The sequence below is a fragment of the Micromonospora sp. NPDC048905 genome (genome assembly GCF_040649655.1).
Taxonomy (GTDB): domain Bacteria; phylum Actinomycetota; class Actinomycetes; order Mycobacteriales; family Micromonosporaceae; genus Micromonospora.
This window is the reverse complement of the sequence record NZ_JBEZFV010000008.1, coordinates 70574-88639: the sequence shown is the minus strand read 5'-3', so window position 1 is coordinate 88639 and position 18066 is coordinate 70574. Positions and strand designations below refer to the sequence as shown.

Below are 18066 nucleotides of genomic sequence, written 5' to 3'. Positions count from 1 at the left end.
GGGTGGGGTTCAGGGTCGGGTCGGCCAGGCGCTGGCGGGTGCCGTCGGGGGCGGGCCACCGACCAGTTCGGCGAGGCGGTCCAACCGTCGCCGGCCGCTGATCAGGTAGGCCGGGCCGCCCGCAACCGGGCTGAGCAGCGTGCCAGCGAGCCCGGCCGCGGCGAGCACGACACCGATCGGTTCCCAGCACTCCCGGTCGTCCACGCCGAGCCGCAACAGGAAGCCATCGGGCGGCTCCGGCGTCCCGGCCGCGGCGAGCCACAACCGCAGCCGCCGGCCGGTCAGGTGGAAGGTGGCCGGCGGGCGTTTCGCCGTACCGTGCAGCCAGGCCGCGGCGAGCGGCTTCAGGACCCGGGTGTACGACGTCCGCACGGCGTGTCGCTCGCCCTCGGTCGGCTCCCAGCTCGCCGCCAGCCCCCGCGACGCCAACTCGGCGACGAGCACGTGCACCCGCCACGCGGCGTCCACCTGCACCGAGAGCCGGGCGGTGCCGCCCATGCGGACCACCTCGCCCGGCCCGGCGAGCAGCCCGGCCAGGTCGGCGATCGTCGGCTCGGCCGCCTCCGCGCCGAAGAAGACAAGTTGCCGATCCACGTCGTCACCTGCGGTGGGGCCGTTGTGGGGCGGCCCACGCCGCCGTCGCGCGGGTGCGGGCGCGTCGGACTCGGGGGCGGGGAACAGCGCCGGTGGTTCCGCCGCGGTGTCGTCGAGCCCGCTCAGTGACACTCCGGCACCTCGTCGAAGGCTTTTTTCAGCTCCTCGGAGTTGAGCTTGCTGGTGTCCAGCGCGCTGGCGTCGTACTCCGTGTTGAGGGTCGCCACGGCGGCCCGCACGCCGTCGTAGAAGGCGGTCGGCTCGCCGGTGCCCAACCCGTCGATGGTGTCCCGGGCGCGGCCGTACGCGTCCCGCATCATCCCCAGTGAGCTGCGGAAACCGGCGGAGATGGCCTCGCCGTTCTCGGCCTCCGGTACGCCCGCCTTCTCCACCTTGCGGCGGGCGGCCTCGCTGGCCCGCTCCGCCCCGTCGAAGAGCCGCACCAGGTTCTCCTTGGCCTGCGCCGGCGTGGTCTGCGCGGTCATCTGCTCGTCGGTGCTGCTGGTCAGCTTGTTGATCTCGGAGCGCCACGGGGTGAGCGCGCCGCAGACCGAGGCCGCCCAGGCCCGTGGGCTGGGGCCCCCGCCGCAGCCGGCCAGGACGACGATCGTGGCCAGGACCACCGTGAACTTTCCGGCGGCAGACGCCCGGCACGTACGCATGCGTTGCAGCGTACGGCCTTTGGCCAGGTGTGGCATCGGGCCGGACGGCCGGGGTCCCCGGTCGACGGGCTACGTCGACCGGAGACCCCGGACCGGTCCTGGGTCAGGCGTTGACCGTCTCCGGGCGGTGATCGCTGCTGCCCGCGCCGGTGTTGCCATCGGCGTCCGAATCGGACATCGCGATGCCCTTGCGCTTGCTGAACACCACCGACGCCACGATGATCAGCGTCGCGACCAGCGCGATGCCGACCCGCAGGCCGACGTTGCGCTCGTCGCCGACGCTCCAGGCCACCACGGCGGGCGCGATCAGCAGCGAGACCAGGTTCATCACCTTGATCAGCGGGTTGATCGCCGGGCCGGCGGTGTCCTTGAACGGGTCGCCGACGGTGTCGCCGATGACCGTGGCGGCGTGCGCCTCGGAGCCCTTGCCGCCGTAGGCGCCGTCCTCGACCAGCTTCTTGGCGTTGTCCCAGGCCCCACCGGAGTTGGACAGGAACACCGCCATCAGGGTGCCGGCACCGATCGCACCGGCCAGGTACGCCGCGAGCGCACCGGGCCCGAGGCCGAAGCCGACCGCGATCGGCGCCAGGATGGCGAGCAGGCCGGGGGTCATCAGCTCGCGCTGCGCGTCCCGGGTGCAGATGTCGACGACCTTGCCGTACTCCGGGCGCTGGGTGCCGTCCATGATGCCGGGCAGCTCACGGAACTGCCGGCGGACCTCCATCACCACGGCACCGGCCGAGCGGGACACCGCGTTGATGGCCAGCCCGGAGAAGAGGAAGACCACCGCCGCGCCGATGATCAGGCCGACCAGGTTGCGCGGGTTCGCCACGTTCAGCGCGTTGAGGATCTCGTTGCCGACGTCGCCCACGCCAGCCGTCGCGTACGCGCTGCTGAGCGAGTCGGTGTACGAGCCGAACAGCGCGGTCGCGGCGAGCACCGCCGTGGCGATCGCGATGCCCTTGGTGATCGCCTTGGTGGTGTTGCCGACCGCATCCAGCTCGGTCAGCGTGCGAGCGCCGTGCTCGTCGATGTCGCCGGACATCTCGGCGATGCCCTGGGCGTTGTCGGAGATCGGCCCGAAGGTGTCCATCGCGACGATCACGCCGACCGTGGTGAGCAGGCCGGTGCCGGCCAGTGCCACCGCGAACAGCGACAGCGTGATGGAGCTGCCGCCGAGGAGGAAGGCGCCGAAGACGCCGGCGCCGATCAGCAGCGCCGAGTAGACCGCCGACTCCAGCCCGATGCTGATGCCGGCCAGGATCACGGTCGCCGCACCGGTCTGCGAGCTCTTGCCGATGTCCTGCACCGGCCGCCTGTTGGTCTCGGTGAAGTAGCCGGTCAACGCCTGGATCGCGCCGGCCAGCACGATGCCGATCACGACCGCGCCGATGGCCACCAGCCGCGGGTTGCCCGGGGCGTCGGTGAGGCCGCTGTCGAACTCGCCGAAGGTCGCCGGCAGGTACGCGTAGGCGGCGATCGCCACCAGCACCGCGGAGAGCGCCGCCGACAGGTAGAAGGCCCGGTTGATCGCGGTCAGGGCGTTGCGGTCGGACGCGCGCAGCCGGGTGATGAAGACGCCGACGATCGCGATCAGCACGCCGATGGTGGAGATGATCAGCGGGAAGACCAGACCCTGCTCGCCGAAGGCGGCGCGGCCGAGGATCAGCGCGGCGACGAGCGTCACCGCGTACGACTCGAACAGGTCGGCGGCCATGCCGGCGCAGTCACCGACGTTGTCGCCCACGTTGTCGGCGATGGTGGCGGCGTTGCGCGGGTCGTCCTCGGGGATGCCCTGCTCGACCTTGCCGACCAGGTCGGCGCCGACGTCGGCGGCCTTGGTGAAGATGCCGCCGCCGACCCGCATGAACATCGCGAGCAGCGCGGCGCCGAAGCCGAAGCCCTCCAGCACGGTGGGCGCGTCACCCCGGTAGACGAGGACGACGAGCGCGGCGCCGAAGAGGCCGAGGCCGACGGTGAGGAAGCCGACGACGCCACCGGTCCGGAAGGCGATCTTCATGGCGGCTTCGCGGCCACCTGCTCGCTCCCTCGCGGCGGCGGCCACGCGCAGGTTGGCGCGGGTGGCCAACCACATGCCGGCGCCTCCGATGAACGCGCTGAACAGGGCGCCCACCACGAAGAAGAGTGAGCGGCCGATCTTCACCGCGAGCTCACTGCCATCGGTGTCGTGCACCGGAAGCAGGAAGAGCAGCACGACGGCGACGACGACGAAGATCGCCAGGGTGCGGAATTGACGGAGCAGGTAGGCCGAGGCGCCCTCCTGGACCGCCGCCGAGATCTCCTGCATTTTCTCGGTGCCCTTACCGGCGGCCAGCACCGTTTTCGTCAGGGCGGCAGCGAAACCGAGTGCCACCAGCGCGACGACCGCGGCGATGACGACGTAGGTGACATTGCTTTCGGTAAGGGAAAGCCCGCCGTCGGCGGCCAAGGTCTCGGACATCTGTGTCCTCCTGTTACCGAACAATCGCGCCGGTGAGTGGAGACGCACTGACCGACGCCTGGATGCGGAATTCGCAAGCGAGCGTCAACCCCAGCGGACCAGCGATGACCACCCATACCCGCTGGCTGCGGGACGGATCACTTGCTGACAACCCGGGTACTGTAGCCCTCCGCAGTGTCGGAGGTCACACGCAGGTGCCACCGTGTCGCGATGATCTTCATCGCTGTGTTATGAAACGAAATCTGATATAGGGCTTGATCCATGCGAAGAAGGCCGCATCCCCAACCGGGGACACGGCCTACGCAGCGGAACTGGGTCAGCGGCCGACCGGCCACACCATCCGCACCTCGGTGCCGATGCCCTCGTCGACCGGGCGCACCTGCAGGTCCTCGACGAAACCGGCGAGCAGCGCGAATCCGACGCCGGTGGTCAGCGCCTCATCGGTGAGCGACTCGTTGGCCAACGCGTCCGGCGGCAGCGCGGTCAGGCCGATGCCCGCCTCGATCGGCGCCCGGTCCACCACCCGCACCGCGTACGAACCGCCGTCGGACATCTCCACGAGCACCGGGTCGGGCAGCCCGTACTGCCGGTGCAGGGCCACCGCGCGGGTGCACGCCTCACCGATGGCCAGGCGTACCTCGTCCAGCAGGTCCTCCCGGACCCCGGCGCGGCGCGCGACGGCCACGCCGACCAGCCGGGCGGTGCGCACGTGCACCGGGGCGGGGGAGAACGAGAGCTTGACGGTCGCCATCACGCGCCGGCGCCCGCCGAGTCGGCGCTGATCGCCGCGTCGACCGTCGGGTGCAACGGGAACACCTGGTCCAGTGCGGTGATCCGGAAGATCTTGAGCAGGGGCTCCTTGTCACAGACCAGGGCGAACGAACCTCCGGCCGACCGCAGCCGCTTGAGCGCGCCGACCAGCACACCCAGGCCGGTGGAGTCGAGGAAGTCCACCCGGTCGAGATCGACCACCACGTGCCGGGCGCCACCATCGATCAACTCGAGGAGTCGTTCACGGAGCCGGGGCGCGGTGTAGACGTCCACCTCACCACCGACCTCGAGCACCGTGTGCTCGCCCTCGGTGCGGGTCGCCAGCGACAGCTCCATCGGTCCTCCTCGCCAGAGCCGTAAACTCTCGTGGGCATCTAACCACTACCGCCGGGGCGGCCTGCGGACACCAGCGGAGGCTTCCCCTTACCCCGGTGTCCGACTTTTCATCTCCGAACACCAGTGCGAGAGTGCAGGGCGTGACCTCCGACGACTTCAGCTCCGCGCGCGGCACGCCGCGCCGCGACCTGGAGTCGTCGTCCGCGGCCACCGTATCCGCTGGTCCCGGCCCCGGGCCAGCGCCGGTCGACCTGCTGCGCCGGCTCCGCGCCCGGGGCGCCGGCGACCCGGTCACCCACGTCGAGCGGGTGCCGGCCCGCGCCGGGGTGCCCGCGCCCTGGCCGTCGTGGGCACCGGAGGAACTGCGGGCGGCGTTCGCCGGACGCGGCGTGACCGCGCCGTGGCAGCACCAGGCCGAGGCAGCCACCCTGGCGTACGAGGGTCAGCACGTGATCGTCGCCACCGGCACCGCGTCCGGCAAGTCACTGGCGTACCAACTCCCGGCGCTGGCCACCCTGCTCGCCGACCCTCGGGCCACCGTGCTCTACCTCGCGCCGACCAAGGCGCTCGCCGCCGACCAGCTACGGGCCGTCGCCGCACTGGAACTGGAAGGGGTACGCCCCGCCTGCTACGACGGGGACACGCCGCGCGCCGAGCGGGAGTGGATCCGCCGGCACTCCCGGTTCGTGCTGACCAACCCCGACATGCTGCACCACGGCATCCTGCCCGGTCATGCCCAGTGGTCCGGTTTCCTGCGCCGACTCGCGTACGTGGTGATCGACGAGTGCCACACCTACCGAGGGGTGTTCGGCTCGCACGTGGCGCACGTGCTGCGTCGGCTGCGCCGGCAGTGCGCCCGGTTCGGGGCCACCCCGGTCTTCGTCCTCGCCTCGGCGACCTCCGGCGACCCGGCGACCGCCGCCGGGCGGCTGACCGGACTGCCGGTGACGGCGGTCACCGAGGACGCGTCGCCGCGCGGCGGCGTGACCTTCGCGCTCTGGGAGCCGCCGCTACTGCCACCCGACAGCGGCTCCTCCTCTCCGGTGCCACCACAGGCGACAGGTGAACACGACGACCTCCACCAGGTCCGCCGGTCCGCGCTGCGCGAGACCGCGGACCTGCTCGCCGACACGGTCGCCGAGGGGGTACGCACCCTCGCGTTCGTCCGCTCCCGCAAGGGCGCCGAGGTGGTGGCGGCCAACGCGCGTCGAGCACTGGACGACGCGGTGCCGGGGCTCGGCGACCGGGTGGCCGCCTACCGGGGTGGCTACCTGCGCGAGGAGCGGCGCGAGCTGGAACGGGCCCTGCTGCACGGCGACCTGCTCGGCCTGGCCTCGACAAACGCGTTGGAGCTGGGCGTGGACCTGGTCGGGCTGGACGCGGTGCTGATCTGCGGCTACCCCGGCACCCGGGCGTCGCTGTGGCAGCAGGCGGGCCGCGCCGGGCGCTCCGGGCAGGAGGCCCTCGCCGTGCTGGTGGCCCGGGACGACCCACTGGACACCTACCTGGTGCACCACCCCGAGGCGATCTTCGGCGCCCCGGTGGAGGCGACAGTGCTCGACCCGGCCAACCCGTACGTGCTGGCGCCGCAACTCGCCTGCGCCGCGGTCGAGGCGCCACTCACCCCCGCCGACCTGGTGCTCTTCGGTGACGGGGCGAAGGAGGCCGTCGACCAACTGGTGGCCGCCGGGGCGCTGCGGCAGCGGCCCACCGGCTGGTACTGGCGGCACCGGGAGCGGCCCGAGGTGGATCTGCGCGGTGAGGGCGGCGCCCCGGTGTGCGTGGTGGAGTCGTCGACCGGCCGGCTGCTCGGGACCGTCGACGGTGGGTCCTCGCACTTCCTGCTGCACTCCGGCGCGGTCTATCTGCACCAGGGCGTCTCGTACGTGGTCGACGACCTCGACCTCGCCGACGGTTGCGCGCTCGTGCACGCCGAGGAGCCGGACTGGTCCACCCACGCCCGCGACGTCACCGACGTGTCCGTGGTGTCGGTGCGCTCGTACGTGGACGCCGGGCCGGTCGGCATGTTCCTCGGCGAGGTGGACGTGACCAGTCAGGTCGTGTCGTACCAGCGCCGGCGGATCGCCACCGGCGAGGTGATCGACACCCGACCACTCGACCTGCCCACCCGGGAGCTGCGCACGGTGGCGGTCTGGTTCACCCTGTCGCCGCAGTCGCTGACCCTCGCCGGGGTCCAGCCGGCCGACGTGCCAGGTGCGCTGCACGCCGCCGAACACGCCGCGATCGGCCTGCTGCCGCTGATGGCCACCTGCGACAGGTGGGACATCGGCGGGCTCTCCACCGCCGTGCACCCGGACACCGAGGCGCCGACCGTCTTCGTCTACGACGGGCACCCGGGTGGCGCGGGGTTCGCCGAGCGGGCGTACGGCACGGCGTCGGCGTGGCTGCGGGCCACCCGGGACGCGATCGCCGAGTGCGGTTGCGAGACCGGGTGCCCGTCCTGCGTGCAGTCGCCGAAGTGCGGCAACGGCAACAATCCGCTCTCCAAGCCGGACGCGATCCGGGTGCTCGACGTGGTGTTGGCGAACCTGCCCGAATGAGCGACTTGCATGAATCGGCCTGACGCTGGGCACAATGTGTGGGAGCGCTTCCATCGATCTCTCTGTTGCTGATCGCCCCCCGTGCCCGAGGAGAAGCCGTGGCCGACACCATCGCCGAGACCGTCGACCTGCTCTATACCATCGACCAGGATCAACTCACCCTCGACCAGCAGATCGCGCTCGGGTCCGCGCTGGCCAACCTGGCTCAGGCCGAACGCCTGGACCAGATCAACGAACGCCTGCGCGTCATCCACCAGGTCCTCAACACCTGGGCGGTGCGCGCCGCGACCACCACCGACGGGCGCTGACCCACCCCTTTCACCGCACGGGCACCGGGATGCTGGGGTAGTCGTTCGACGACCCACGACGGCTACCCAGCATTCTGCGATCGTCGATGGCAAGGAGCGCGACAGTTGTCGGGCTGTGCGAGACTCCGGCGGACCAACCCCCTGAGGAGCTCAGATGCAGTACGACAATTTGCAGGGCCAGCACCAGTTCCATGTCCGTCAGCGGCTGCGCATGATGGTCAACCAGTACGAGGTCCGTTCGGTCTCCCCGGACGGCACCGAGGGTGAGCTGATCGCGTTCGCGCAGCAGAAGCGGCTCGCCTTCAAGGAGCAGGTGACGATCTACACGGACGACTCGAAGCAGCAGCCCCTGCTCGGTTTCAAGGCTCGCCAGCGCATCGACCTCGGCGCCACGTACGACGTGACCGACGCCGCCGGGACCGCGATCGGCCTGTTCCGCAAGGACTTCGCCCAGTCGCTGCTCAGGTCGACGTGGCACGTCGAGCAGGCCGGCCTGCCGCAGGTGACGGGCCAGGAGCGCAGCCTGCCCGTGGCACTGCTGCGCCGGTTCGTCGACTCCCTGTCGTGGCTGCCGTACCACTTCGACTTCACCGCCGGCGGCCAGCCGGTCTTCACCGTGGTCAAGAAGTGGGGCCTGCGCGACAAGTACGTCGTCGAGGTGCAGCACCCGCAGATCGACCGCCGCCTGGTCATCGCCATGGCCGTCGCCCTCGACGCGCTCCAGGCTCGCTGACACCCTCGACCCCACCCGCTGCTCGGCCGCTGACCGGGACACGGCTCTGCGCCCTGGTCCCGGCCAGCAGGCCGCTGTCGATCAACCGCGCACCGGGCCGGCGCGGGCCGTTGACGTGGCGACCCGGCTCAGTCCGGGGAGTGGCGTGAACGCCACCTCGACGGTCACCAGCACGTCGAGCCCGTCAAGGCGACAGCCGACCATCCGACCCGCGTTGCGGCCGGCGGTGTCGCCCGCGAACTGGCAGGCCATCGCCTCGCCGTCGAGTGGGCGGGCGGCTCCCGCCAGCGCGCCGAGATCGGCTGCCACCGCCGCCCGCTGACCCGCCAGCTGAGCCGCGGCGACGGCGGCACCGAAGGTGCCGACCAACAGGAAGACCAGTCCGATCGCCAACACCAGGACGGTCGCACCACCGCGCTGCGCGTCCGGTGGACCGTGCTCGAGTCGCTCGGAGTCCGGGCCGTGGGTCCGTCGCACCATCAACTCCTCTCGGCAGCGCCGGGCTCCACGGCTGCGACAGCGGTGGCGACCACGGTGATCCGAGGGAGCCGGCCGCCCAGCGCCCGGACGGGCGCGCGTACCGTCGCCCACACCCGGTCGCCGTCGACGGACACCGACACCTCCGCCCCTGGCGGTGCGGCACGCTCACCTTCGGCGCTGCCGTCCGCGCCGCGGGCGGCGGCCAGCGCCGCTTCCCGGGCCGCGTGCAGGCAGCCGGCCTGGGCGCTTACGGCATTGACGGCGGCGAGGCCGACCAGCAGGAACAGGAGCAGCGCCGGCAGGCCAGCCGCCAGTTCGGCGGTGAACGACCCTCGATCCCCGTCGGCGGCCCGCTCGACAGCGCGGACTCTCCGCCGGTCGAGCGCCCGCTCGGGATTGCCCGGCCTCCGATCGCGGCCAGCCTGCCGGCGCCCGATCACTTCAGCGCCCGGTCGATGACGGCGGTCAGCGCCGACTGGACGTTGCCGGACGTCAGCACCTTCAACAGGATCCCGGCGAAGGCGACCGCGGCGAGCGTGCCGACGGCGTACTCGGCCGTGTTCATTCCGGCGTCGCCGCGCAGCCGGGCGATGAGTTTGCGCATTGCTGTTTCCCTTCTCGATGGGTCAGAGCACGTCGCCGAGAACGGCGACGATCACCGGCACCAGGCCGGCGAGAATGAACGCCGGCAGGAAGCAGAGCCCCAGCGGCAGGACGATGAGCACGCCCGCCCGACGGGCTGACGCCTCGGCGGCGCTCGCCCGGTCGGCACGAAGGTCGTCGGCGAGTCGGGTCAGTGCGCCGGCCAGGGCCGCGCCGCTGTTGGCCGAGCGCAACGCCGCTGCGGTCAACCGCTCCGCGCCGGGCACTCCGTTCAGCGCGGACCACGCCTCCGCCGGGCCACCACCGAGCAGCAACGTGCGGCCGGCCCGGGCCAGGCGCGCCGCGAGCGGTCCGTCCAGAGCCTCGGCGACGGCCAGCACCGAGCGATCCACCGGAGCGCCCGCCCGCATCGCGGCTGCCAGCAGGTCCACCGCGAGCGGTAGGTCAGCGGCCTCCTGAAGCCGCCGCGTGCGCACACCCGGTGACTCGATCCGCCGCAGCAGAAAATCCAACAGCCACGCGGTCGGGACCGCACCGAGCAGTCCCAGCCAGCCCTCGGCGACCACGGCGACGGCCAGCCCACCCAGCGCCGCGGCGAGGCGGATCGCGTCCGGCCGCAGCCCACCGCTTCGACTGCGACGGCTTGTCAGACTTCGCGACATCATCCGGCCCGCCCCGGCGTCGCACCCAGCCGTTCCGTCCAGAGGAGGCCCACGACCTGCAGGGCGACCGCGACGACCGCACAGACCCCGCCGACACTGCTGTGCAGCAGCACCGCCACCGGGTCGACGCCGATCCCGTACCCGAGCAGAATCCCACCCACCGGCAACGCGGCCAACAACCAGGCCGTGGCCCGGGCACCGGCCGCCTGGGCCGCCGCGGCAGCCAGCCCTCGGTCGGTCGCCCGAGCGTCGGCCTCGATCCGCTCGACGAGGTCCGCCAGCGGCGCGCCGGTCCGATCGGCCAGCCGCACCGCAGCCGCCGTCAACTGACGCAGCCGGTCGGACCCGTCCCACCCATCGGTGGCGGCCTCGATCGCCTGCTGCACGGGCAGACCGGCCCGGAGGTCCGCCGCGAGGCCACACAGTTGGTCCAGCCCACGTCTCCGCCGTCGCTCGGCGCCCCGGTTCACTCGCCAGCGCAGCATCGCCCGCCCGGTCAGCGCGGCGTATCCACCCAACGCGACCGCTGCGACCGGGCCGCCGACCACCGCACCGACACCACCAGCCAGCAGCCCGACCAGCGGAAGCATCCGCCTGGACGACCGCCGAACCCGTCCCCGCGCCGCCACGGTCGGGACATCGGCCGACCCGACGAACCGGTCGGCCCGGCGGACGACACCCCCGCGTCCCTCGGCCGTCGCCGGGCTGGACCCGCCGGGCGGGACGTCCGCCATGTCGCCGCACCCAGCGGTCGTCACCGCGGCCGAAGCGCCGTCCGTCCGGTGCGCCCCCACATCGCCGCCGCCGATCGTCATCTCGGCCACGGATGTGCCACCCCGCCCTTCGGCGTCCGGAATCCTGGCCTCGTGCCCAGCGGCGCCGGCCGGACGTCGGGGGTCCCGACGGGTTGGGGGACGTGTCGGGCCTACGGGACGGGCGCTCCCCAACGACCCGCCCGTCGCCCCGGGCCGGACCGCGCTGCCGGTGACGTCCAGGCTGGGCCAGCCGAGCGCGGTAGGCCTCCCGCTCCGATTCGCACTGGTCCGTGGCCGGCACGGAACGCTGACCGGGCCACCCGGGGTCAGCGGGTCGCCCGGCCCGTCGACCGGGCCGTCCGGCGTGCGGCCGAGTTCCCGGATCCACTCCACGAGCGCGTCGTTGGGATCGGTGCCGCCGCCTCGCCGTCCCGTCGCCAACACCCGACGTCGGCGGGCCCGGATGCTGTGCACGGGCCATGCCACCAGGACCGCGGCGACCAGCAGCAACGTCGCCGCCAGCATCGTCGCGCCGGTCATGCCGGTCATGCCGGGCCTGCCGAACCAGGCCACGGCTCGCTGAGGATCGGCGGCACCGCCACCCCGCGCTCGCGGAGCAGCGCCCCCAGCGCGCGGGCAGCCAACCCGAGACCACTGCCGCGTACCCAGGCAGGCACCACGGTCACCAACCGTTCCGGTCCGTCGGGCAGGAGCAGGCAGATCGACTCCAGAACGCGTCCCTGATCACCGCGCCGCACCTGGAACAGCACCTGCAACGCGGCGGCCACCTGGGCGTGCAGCGCGGCGCGCGGCAGCCCACCCAGCATGCCCAGCGCCTCCAGCCGGGCGGGTACGTCGGACGGGGAGTTGGCGTGCAAGGTGCCAGCTCCCCCGTCGTGGCCGGTGTTGAGCGCCGCCAGCAGGTCGACCACCTCACCGCCCCGGCACTCCCCGACCACCAGGCGGTCTGGACGCATCCGCAACGCCTGCCGGACCAGGTCCCCGAGGCTGACCGTGCCCGAGCCCTCCACATTGGCCGTGCGCGCCTGGAGCCCGATCACGTGCGGGTGCCCTGGACGCAGCTCGGCGGCGTCTTCCACAAGCACGATCCGCTCGGTGGCTGGCACCATCCCCAACAGCGTGTTGAGCAGGGTCGTCTTGCCCGACCCGGTTCCACCGCTGACCAGGTACGCCAGGCGGGCAGCCACGACGGCGGCGAGCAGCGGCGCCACCGGTCGTGGGACGGTCCCGTGGCGGACCAGTTCGTCGAGACTGAACGGCCGGTGCCGGAAGGTCCGCAGGGACAGGTAGGGGCCCTCGGTCGCCACCGGCGGCAGCACGGCGTGCAGCCGGGTGCCGTCGGGGAGCCGGGCGTCCGCGTACGGGGAGCCGTCATCGAGCCGACGGCCGGCGCTCGCGATCAGGCGCTGCGCCAACCGGCGGACGTCCTCGATCGAGCCGAACGGGACCGCGACCTGCTGCAACCCCGAACCACGATCGACCCAGACCCGGGTCCCGTTGACGAGGACGTCGGTGACCTCCGGGTCGGCGAGCAGTGGAGCCAACGGCCCGGCACCCACGAGATCGTCGTGCACCCGGTCGGCTATCCGCAGCACGGCGTTGTCGCCGAGCACCGCAGCGGTTGGCTCGGCCCGTACGGCGGAGACGATCGCCGCCGCTGTGACCGGGGTGGTGGCGGCAGCGATCCGTTGCCGCACCCGGGCGGCTAGGGTGCCGTCCTGCGACCGGCCGGTCATGCCGCACCCGTCGCCGGGACACCGGTGAGGTCGGTGACGATCCGCTGGCAGAGTGCGGCCAGCGGGCCCTTCCCCGCAGCGGCCGGCGCCTCGCCTCGTTCCAGTCCGCGGCACAGCCCTGGCTCGGGGCGCAGCGCGCCAGCCAACGGCAGGCCCAGAGCCCGTGCCACCTCGGTGGCACGTAGTCGGCCCGGAGCGGGGCCGCGCACCACCACCGAGAGCGCGGCGCAGTGCGGGGCAGCGATGGCCACCACCCGAGCGGCCGCGGCGGTGGCACGCAACTCGGCGGGGACGACGACGAACGCTTGGTCCGCCGCCTGCAACGCCACCACCGCGGCGTCGTCCAACTGTCGGGGCACATCCGCCACCACGAAGTCCCGACCTCGCCGGGCGGCGTCGACGGTCGCGGCCATCGCCGCCGCCGGCAGCGCCAGCATCTCGCCGCGGTCCCAGGAGAGCACCACCAGGTCACCCCGGTTGGGCAGGGCCCGCACCAACGCCGGGGCGTCCACGCGCCCGTCGGCGCTGGTGAGCGACGGCCAGCGCAGCCCCTCCAACTGCTCCCAGCCCAGCACGAGGTCGAGGCCACCCCCGAGCGGGTCCGCGTCGACAAGCAGCGTGCGCAACCGGGCCCGAGCGGCAGTCACGGCGAGGCCACCAGCGAGCACGCTCGCCCCGGCGCCGCCCCGGCCGCCGAACACCGCGACGATCCGGGCGTCGACACCGTTCGGACGGTCCGGACCCTGTTCGGCGAACCGATCCACCAGCCACGGCTCGGCGGTGGGCAGCATGGCGACGTGCTCGGCCCCGATCAGCTCGGCGGTCTGCCAGCCGGGGTCGAGCTGACCGACCCGGCCGACCAGCACCAGCCGGGACCGCTGCGGCAACCGGGCACGCAGACACGACTGCGCCTGATCGGCGCCGAGCAACACCAACGGAGCGGGCTGCCAACGAGTACGGGCGGCGGCCGGGTCGCGGGCCAACTCCACCTCGGTCCCGCCAGCGGCGGCGAGCCGGAGCAGATCATCGAGCAGATCGTCGTCGCCGGTGACCACCAGCGGGAGCGGGCGGATCGGCGGAACCGAGGTACGGGATGGCATCGCGGCCTCCAGCGGTCGGGCTCTGGTATGTCGCCGACCCTGCTCGGAAACCGCACGGCAGGCCGCCCGACCGCGCCCACCTGTGGACAACCTCGGGGGGTGTGGACAACGCCCGCCGAGACAGTTGATCTGCTACGCGCGCGGCCTGTCCGCCACCGCACGACTTGCTCGAGACGGCAACGGGGCCGCTCCTTTCGGAAGCGGCCCCGCTGTCGACGGTCGGCCAAGCTGGTCGGTCCAGCCGACGTCGAGGATCATCTGGTACGGACGCTCCCGCACCGCCACGTCTTACGCGTAGGCGACGCCGTCATCCCGCCGAGGTAGTGATGATCGCCTCGACAGCACGGGAAACGGCATGTGGATCCACTTCCGCAGCTTCCACAGGCGACGCGGCCCGTCCGAGAGTCATATGTTCAGCGGACCGCCGTTACGCAGGACGTCATCCTTGATCGCGATGAGGTTCGCGGACACGTACGGGATGTTGTGCGCCTGGTGCCACTCACTCGGGAAATACGTGACCAGACGCGACGTCTGGAAACGGCATTTTATTTCAGGCACGAACCGAGAATAGTTGGCGTCCGTGAAATACCAGAACGAGTTCTCGTTGTAGAACGCAACGTGCGTCGGATCCTGGTAGGCACCTCGACCGTCGGTGCTGGGCGTCAGCGACAACAGCATCCCGTTCGGCGCGAGCAGTCGGTAAAGCTCGTTGAACAGTTTGATCTTGTCCGGGATGTGCTCCAGGAAGTCGGCGGCTCGAATGACTCCGACACTACTGTCCGGGAGGTCGACTCCCTTGGTTATGTCGCAGACCATGTCGACGCCCGACCCATCGTGGTAATCCAGGCCGAGATAGCCTTCCGGCTTGTTGTGTGCAGCACCGAGATCCAGCGCCAGGAGGCCCTGCCGCCGTGCCCAGGCCAACGCGTTCTGCTGAATGTTTCGATCGTAGATCTCCACCGTACGCTGCTGGATGCGGGCGTTGACATCCGGAATGCGCTGCGTGTTCTTGGCATGCATGCGCTGCAGGTACAGGCATTTCTGAATGTGCTGGAACTCGCTCACCTGGTACATCCGAGCCATGAGGTCGGCGTCGTCCGCGACGTCGAGAGACTCGTCGTATCCGCCGACCTTCTCGTAGATGTCCCGGCGGAAGGCCCGCACGTGGTTCGGTGCATACCAGATGTAGCTCACGTTGTGCGGTGTCGGGGGCAACGCCCGGCAGACCAACACCTCACGGCCGTCCACTTTCTCGTCGTAGTGCCGCCAGCCGAACGACGTCGCGAAACGGTCTTCACAGCGGCCGCCGTCCTCCTGGATCTGCGCGGTGTCGCTGTAGACGAATCCCACCTCCGGATTGCCGTCGAAGGCGTCCACGATCTGTTGCAGACAGTCGGTGCTGAGCAGGTCGTCGTCGTCGAGTTCGACAAGTATCTCCCCGACGGCCTCGGCGCAGGCGCGCCCCTTCACGGCACCAACGCCGTCCAGGTTGTCCTCGACAATGAGCCGGATCCGATCGTCGTGCCTCTCCGGCCGCCAACGAGACCCTTGATTGAGAATGACCACCCATTCCCAGTCGGTGAAAGTTTGCGCGACCAGCGAACGGAAACATTCGTCGATGAAACGAGTGCGGTTGCTTCCGGTAAAGACTGTCACCCGCGGGGCGTGCATTGAACCACTCACCTACCCGCCGGAGCCGAGGATCGAGTGGTCGGGGTCGGAGTCGGGCGGTACTTCGCCGGAACGGCAGAGGTGAGCCCCTTGTCCAGCCGGATCGCGGCCTTGAAGGCGTCCCGTGCCTTCGAGTCGTCGCCGGTTTGGGACAGCAGTATGCCCAGCCGGAGGTAGGCGGTTGACGACTTGTTGTCGATCGACACCACCTTGCGGTAGATGTCAATCGACGTCGTCGGGGCCTTACCTTCCAGTGCAATCGCCTTGTTGAACAGGGCGGGCTTGTAGTTGCCGTCGGCAGCCAACGCCTTGTCGTAGTTGGTAACCGCCTCGTCGGGCTGGTTGCGCGACTGAGCGATGAAGCCCAAGTTGAACCACGCGAACTTGTTGTCGGCCTCTGCCGCCAGCACCTTCTCGAAGGTGGTCTTCGCCGCGTCGAGGTTCCCGGCTTGCCCCTGCTCGACTCCGAGCTTCAGCAGGTCCGCCGGAGCGGTCCCGGCGTTGGTGTCGCCGTTCGCCTTGTCGCTGTCGCCGGAGCTGCTCGTCTGCGGCTTCTCAGCAGGTTCGTCACTGCATCCCGCGACTCCGGTCAGCAGGACCGCACCACAGGCAAGTGACCCGAATATCTGACGCGTGTTCATTGCTCCTCCGTGACGGTTGCGGGGCGGCCCGACTCGCTGTTCGGCCGGTTGGAATTGCCGCTGTTGGCCGACGTACGGCCCGATGTAGTGCCGGCAGGCGCGAACGCCACAGGGGTGCCGAGCGAAATGCAGGACACCCAGATATCCGCACCCCCACCGGTGAAGGTGAACTGATAGCCACTTGTGGAGAGTGGCTGGATCAGCACCGGGTTCACGCCCGCACCCGAGAGCTGGTATCCGGTTCCGACGGCGATGTCTCCGGCCTGGCAGCCGAAATTCACAGGAGTATCCGCAATCACGGTCAGCGGACCCTGAATGTAGGCAGCCTCGATTCCGTTGCCCGCCAATCCCTGCACGCCCTGGGCGCCAGTGGCGCCCTGCGGTCCTGGTACGCCCTGGGTACCCTGAGCGCCCACGTCGCCCTGGGCACCCTGGAAACCTTGGGCACCCTGAGTGCCGGTCTCGCCCTGCGCACCCTGAGCACCGGCCGCGCCCTGTGCGCCCGCCTCGCCCTGAGCACCCTGAAAGCCCTGGGCGCCCTGAAATCCCTGGGCGCCGATGTCTCCCTGAGGTCCTTGTACGCCCGGCACGCCCTGCTCACCTGGAATGCCCTGAGGGCCGGCGTCGCCCTGAGCACCCTGAGCACCGGCATCGCCCTGAGCGCCCTGGAAACCTTGGGCACCCTGAACGCCGGCGTCGCCCTGCGCGCCCTGCGCACCAGTCGCACCCTGAGCGCCCTGAAAGCCTTGAACCCCCTGGAAGCCTTGACCACCCTGCGCGCCTTGCGCACCCTGGACGCCGGTCTCGCCCTGCGCGCCTTGAGCGCCCTGCGCCCCGCCATCGCCTTGTGCACCCTGAGCACCCTGGACGCCAGCGTCGCCCTGCGCGCCCTGAACCCCCGCCTCACCCTGAACACCCTGCGTGCCCTGAACGCCTTGGGAGCCCTGAACCCCCGCAACGCCCTGCGCGCCCTGAAAACCTTGAACACCCTGAACGCCGACGTCGCCCTGAACGCCCTGAGCACCAGTCGCACCTTGAGCGCCTTGAACCCCCGCCTCGCCTTGAGCGCCAGCGTCACCCTGTGCGCCCTGAGCACCCGGGGCACCCTGAGCACCGACCTCGCCCTGCGCACCCTGAAAACCTTGAGCACCCTGAACACCGGCCTCACCCTGGGCGCCCTGAACCCCCGCATCACCCTGCGCGCCCTGAGCGCCCTGAACACCGGCCTCGCCTTGAGCGCCTACGTCGCCCTGGAAACCTTGAGCACCCTGTGTGCCGGCCGCGCCCTGAACGCCCTGGGCGCCCGTCACGCCTTGAGGGCCTTGAGCGCCTTGAGCCCCCGCCTCGCCTTGAGCACCAGCGTCACCCTGCGCGCCCTGAGCACCCGTCACACCCTGAAAACCTTGAGCACCCTGAACACCGGCTTCGCCCGTCGCGCCCTGAGCGCCCGTCGCGCCCGTCGCGCCCGTCGCGCCCTGAGCGCCTTGAACCCCGGCCTCGCCTTGAGCGCCTATGTCGCCCTGAAAACCTTGAGCACCCTGAGTGCCGGCCGCGCCCTGCGCACCCTGAGCACCAGTCGCACCCTGAGCGCCCTGGATGCCCTGGACACCGGCCTCGCCCTGCACGCCCTGAGCACCCGTCGCACCCTGAGCACCCACCTCGCCCTGCGCACCCTGAAAACCTTGGGCACCCTGAACACCGGCTTCGCCCTGGACGCCCTGAGCGCCCGTCGCGCCCTGAACCCCCGCCTCGCCTTGAGCGCCAGCGTCACCCTGCGCGCCCTGAGCACCCGCCGCGCCCTGAACCCCGGCCTCGCCTTGAGCACCTACGTCGCCCTGAAAACCTTGAGCACCCTGAGTGCCGGCCGCGCCCTGCGCACCAGTCGCACCCTGAGCGCCCTGGATGCCCTGGACACCGGCCTCGCCCTGCACGCCCTGAGCACCCGTCGCACCCTGAGCACCCACCTCGCCC

At 71.3% G+C, this 18066-nt stretch carries 19 protein-coding genes; 4 read left to right on the top strand and 15 right to left on the bottom strand.

Annotated features, from left to right (window positions below; genetic code table 11):
- Positions 1-9: 9 nt before the first annotated feature.
- The 5 genes from AB0C01_RS21675 to AB0C01_RS21655 all read right to left on the bottom strand — a co-directional run bounded on the left by AB0C01_RS21675 (position 10) and on the right by AB0C01_RS21655 (position 4824).
- Positions 10-726 carry a hypothetical protein gene (locus tag AB0C01_RS21675; RefSeq protein ID WP_357571939.1) on the bottom strand — a complete coding sequence of 239 codons (717 nt, stop codon included), beginning with the start codon at positions 724-726 and terminating at the stop codon, positions 10-12.
- Positions 717-1256 carry a hypothetical protein gene (locus AB0C01_RS21670; RefSeq protein WP_357251705.1) on the bottom strand — a complete coding sequence of 180 codons (540 nt, stop codon included), beginning with the start codon at positions 1254-1256 and terminating at the stop codon, positions 717-719. The genes AB0C01_RS21675 and AB0C01_RS21670 overlap by 10 nt, the downstream gene beginning before the upstream one ends.
- Positions 1257-1359: 103 nt before the next feature.
- Entirely contained in the window at positions 1360-3717 is a 2358-nt protein-coding gene (locus AB0C01_RS21665) for a sodium-translocating pyrophosphatase (protein WP_357571938.1), read from the bottom strand.
- Positions 3718-4033: 316 nt separating this feature from the next.
- The gene (locus tag AB0C01_RS21660; protein ID WP_357571937.1) at positions 4034-4471 is read right to left on the bottom strand and encodes an ATP-binding protein; all 438 of its coding nucleotides are present in this window, start codon (positions 4469-4471) and stop codon (positions 4034-4036) included.
- The gene (locus AB0C01_RS21655; RefSeq protein WP_357251696.1) at positions 4468-4824 is read right to left on the bottom strand and encodes an STAS domain-containing protein; all 357 of its coding nucleotides are present in this window, start codon (positions 4822-4824) and stop codon (positions 4468-4470) included. The genes AB0C01_RS21660 and AB0C01_RS21655 overlap by 4 nt, the downstream gene beginning before the upstream one ends.
- Positions 4825-5012: 188 nt before the next feature.
- On the opposite strand from AB0C01_RS21655, the gene AB0C01_RS21650 reads away from it, so the two are divergent.
- The 3 genes from AB0C01_RS21650 (at position 5013) to AB0C01_RS21640 (ending at position 8426) form a co-directional block, all read left to right on the top strand.
- A complete protein-coding gene (locus AB0C01_RS21650) occupies positions 5013-7385 on the top strand; it encodes a DEAD/DEAH box helicase (protein ID WP_357252042.1) in 2373 nt (790 codons plus the stop codon).
- A gap of 98 nt (positions 7386-7483) precedes the next feature.
- On the top strand, positions 7484-7693 hold the full coding sequence (locus tag AB0C01_RS21645; RefSeq protein WP_357251693.1) for a hypothetical protein: 210 nt from the start codon (positions 7484-7486) through the stop codon (positions 7691-7693).
- Positions 7694-7847: 154 nt separating this feature from the next.
- Positions 7848-8426, top strand: coding sequence for a hypothetical protein (locus AB0C01_RS21640; RefSeq protein WP_357251691.1), 579 nt, complete (start codon positions 7848-7850; stop codon positions 8424-8426).
- An 81-nt stretch (positions 8427-8507) separates the two neighbouring features.
- Here the strand turns inward: AB0C01_RS21640 and AB0C01_RS21635 are convergent, their stop codons facing one another.
- From AB0C01_RS21635 to AB0C01_RS21590, 10 genes are all read right to left on the bottom strand, one after another.
- Complete coding sequence (locus tag AB0C01_RS21635) at positions 8508-8903, bottom strand: Rv3654c family TadE-like protein (protein ID WP_357571936.1); 396 nt, start codon at positions 8901-8903, stop codon at positions 8508-8510.
- A 2-nt stretch (positions 8904-8905) separates the two neighbouring features.
- Complete coding sequence (locus tag AB0C01_RS21630) at positions 8906-9220, bottom strand: TadE family type IV pilus minor pilin (protein WP_357252039.1); 315 nt, start codon at positions 9218-9220, stop codon at positions 8906-8908.
- Positions 9221-9342: 122 nt separating this feature from the next.
- Positions 9343-9510, bottom strand: a complete 168-nt coding sequence (locus AB0C01_RS21625; RefSeq protein WP_081883916.1) for a DUF4244 domain-containing protein — start codon at positions 9508-9510, stop codon at positions 9343-9345.
- 22 nt (positions 9511-9532) lie between these two features.
- Positions 9533-10174 (bottom strand): type II secretion system F family protein, encoded by a 642-nt coding sequence (locus AB0C01_RS21620; RefSeq protein ID WP_357251686.1) that lies wholly within the window; start codon positions 10172-10174, stop codon positions 9533-9535.
- Positions 10171-11475 (bottom strand): hypothetical protein, encoded by a 1305-nt coding sequence (locus tag AB0C01_RS21615; protein WP_357571935.1) that lies wholly within the window; start codon positions 11473-11475, stop codon positions 10171-10173. Before AB0C01_RS21615 ends, AB0C01_RS21620 begins: the two co-directional genes overlap by 4 nt.
- Positions 11472-12683: a TadA family conjugal transfer-associated ATPase gene (locus AB0C01_RS21610; RefSeq protein ID WP_357251680.1), complete on the bottom strand. Its 1212-nt coding sequence runs from the start codon at positions 12681-12683 to the stop codon at positions 11472-11474. The genes AB0C01_RS21615 and AB0C01_RS21610 overlap by 4 nt, the downstream gene beginning before the upstream one ends.
- Positions 12680-13783 (bottom strand): septum site-determining protein Ssd, encoded by a 1104-nt coding sequence (ssd, locus tag AB0C01_RS21605; RefSeq protein ID WP_357571934.1) that lies wholly within the window; start codon positions 13781-13783, stop codon positions 12680-12682. The genes AB0C01_RS21610 and ssd overlap by 4 nt, the downstream gene beginning before the upstream one ends.
- 405 nt (positions 13784-14188) lie before the next feature.
- Positions 14189-15439, bottom strand: coding sequence for a glycosyltransferase (locus AB0C01_RS21600; protein WP_357251675.1), 1251 nt, complete (start codon positions 15437-15439; stop codon positions 14189-14191).
- A gap of 23 nt (positions 15440-15462) precedes the next feature.
- Complete coding sequence (locus AB0C01_RS21595) at positions 15463-16095, bottom strand: tetratricopeptide repeat protein (RefSeq protein WP_357571933.1); 633 nt, start codon at positions 16093-16095, stop codon at positions 15463-15465.
- Complete coding sequence (locus tag AB0C01_RS21590; RefSeq protein ID WP_357251669.1) at positions 16092-16511, bottom strand: hypothetical protein; 420 nt, start codon at positions 16509-16511, stop codon at positions 16092-16094. The genes AB0C01_RS21595 and AB0C01_RS21590 overlap by 4 nt, the downstream gene beginning before the upstream one ends.
- 24 nt (positions 16512-16535) lie before the next feature.
- Here AB0C01_RS21590 and AB0C01_RS21585 point away from each other — a divergent pair.
- A partial coding sequence (locus AB0C01_RS21585; RefSeq protein ID WP_357571932.1) for a hypothetical protein occupies positions 16536-18066 on the top strand: 1531 nt, incomplete at its 3' end.

Coding starts and splice junctions, on each gene's coding strand:
- AB0C01_RS21670 (WP_357251705.1), bottom strand. CDS start 1,256: ATGCGTACGTGCCGGGCGTCTGCCGCCGGAAAGTTCACGGTGGTCCTG.
- AB0C01_RS21665 (WP_357571938.1), bottom strand. CDS start 3,717: ATGTCCGAGACCTTGGCCGCCGACGGCGGGCTTTCCCTTACCGAAAGC.
- AB0C01_RS21655 (WP_357251696.1), bottom strand. CDS start 4,824: ATGGAGCTGTCGCTGGCGACCCGCACCGAGGGCGAGCACACGGTGCTC.
- AB0C01_RS21640 (WP_357251691.1), top strand. CDS start 7,848: ATGCAGTACGACAATTTGCAGGGCCAGCACCAGTTCCATGTCCGTCAG.
- AB0C01_RS21625 (WP_081883916.1), bottom strand. CDS start 9,510: ATGCGCAAACTCATCGCCCGGCTGCGCGGCGACGCCGGAATGAACACG.
- AB0C01_RS21620 (WP_357251686.1), bottom strand. CDS start 10,174: ATGATGTCGCGAAGTCTGACAAGCCGTCGCAGTCGAAGCGGTGGGCTG.
- AB0C01_RS21615 (WP_357571935.1), bottom strand. CDS start 11,475: ATGACCGGCATGACCGGCGCGACGATGCTGGCGGCGACGTTGCTGCTG.
- AB0C01_RS21610 (WP_357251680.1), bottom strand. CDS start 12,683: ATGACCGGCCGGTCGCAGGACGGCACCCTAGCCGCCCGGGTGCGGCAA.
- ssd (WP_357571934.1), bottom strand. CDS start 13,783: ATGCCATCCCGTACCTCGGTTCCGCCGATCCGCCCGCTCCCGCTGGTG.
- AB0C01_RS21595 (WP_357571933.1), bottom strand. CDS start 16,095: ATGAACACGCGTCAGATATTCGGGTCACTTGCCTGTGGTGCGGTCCTG.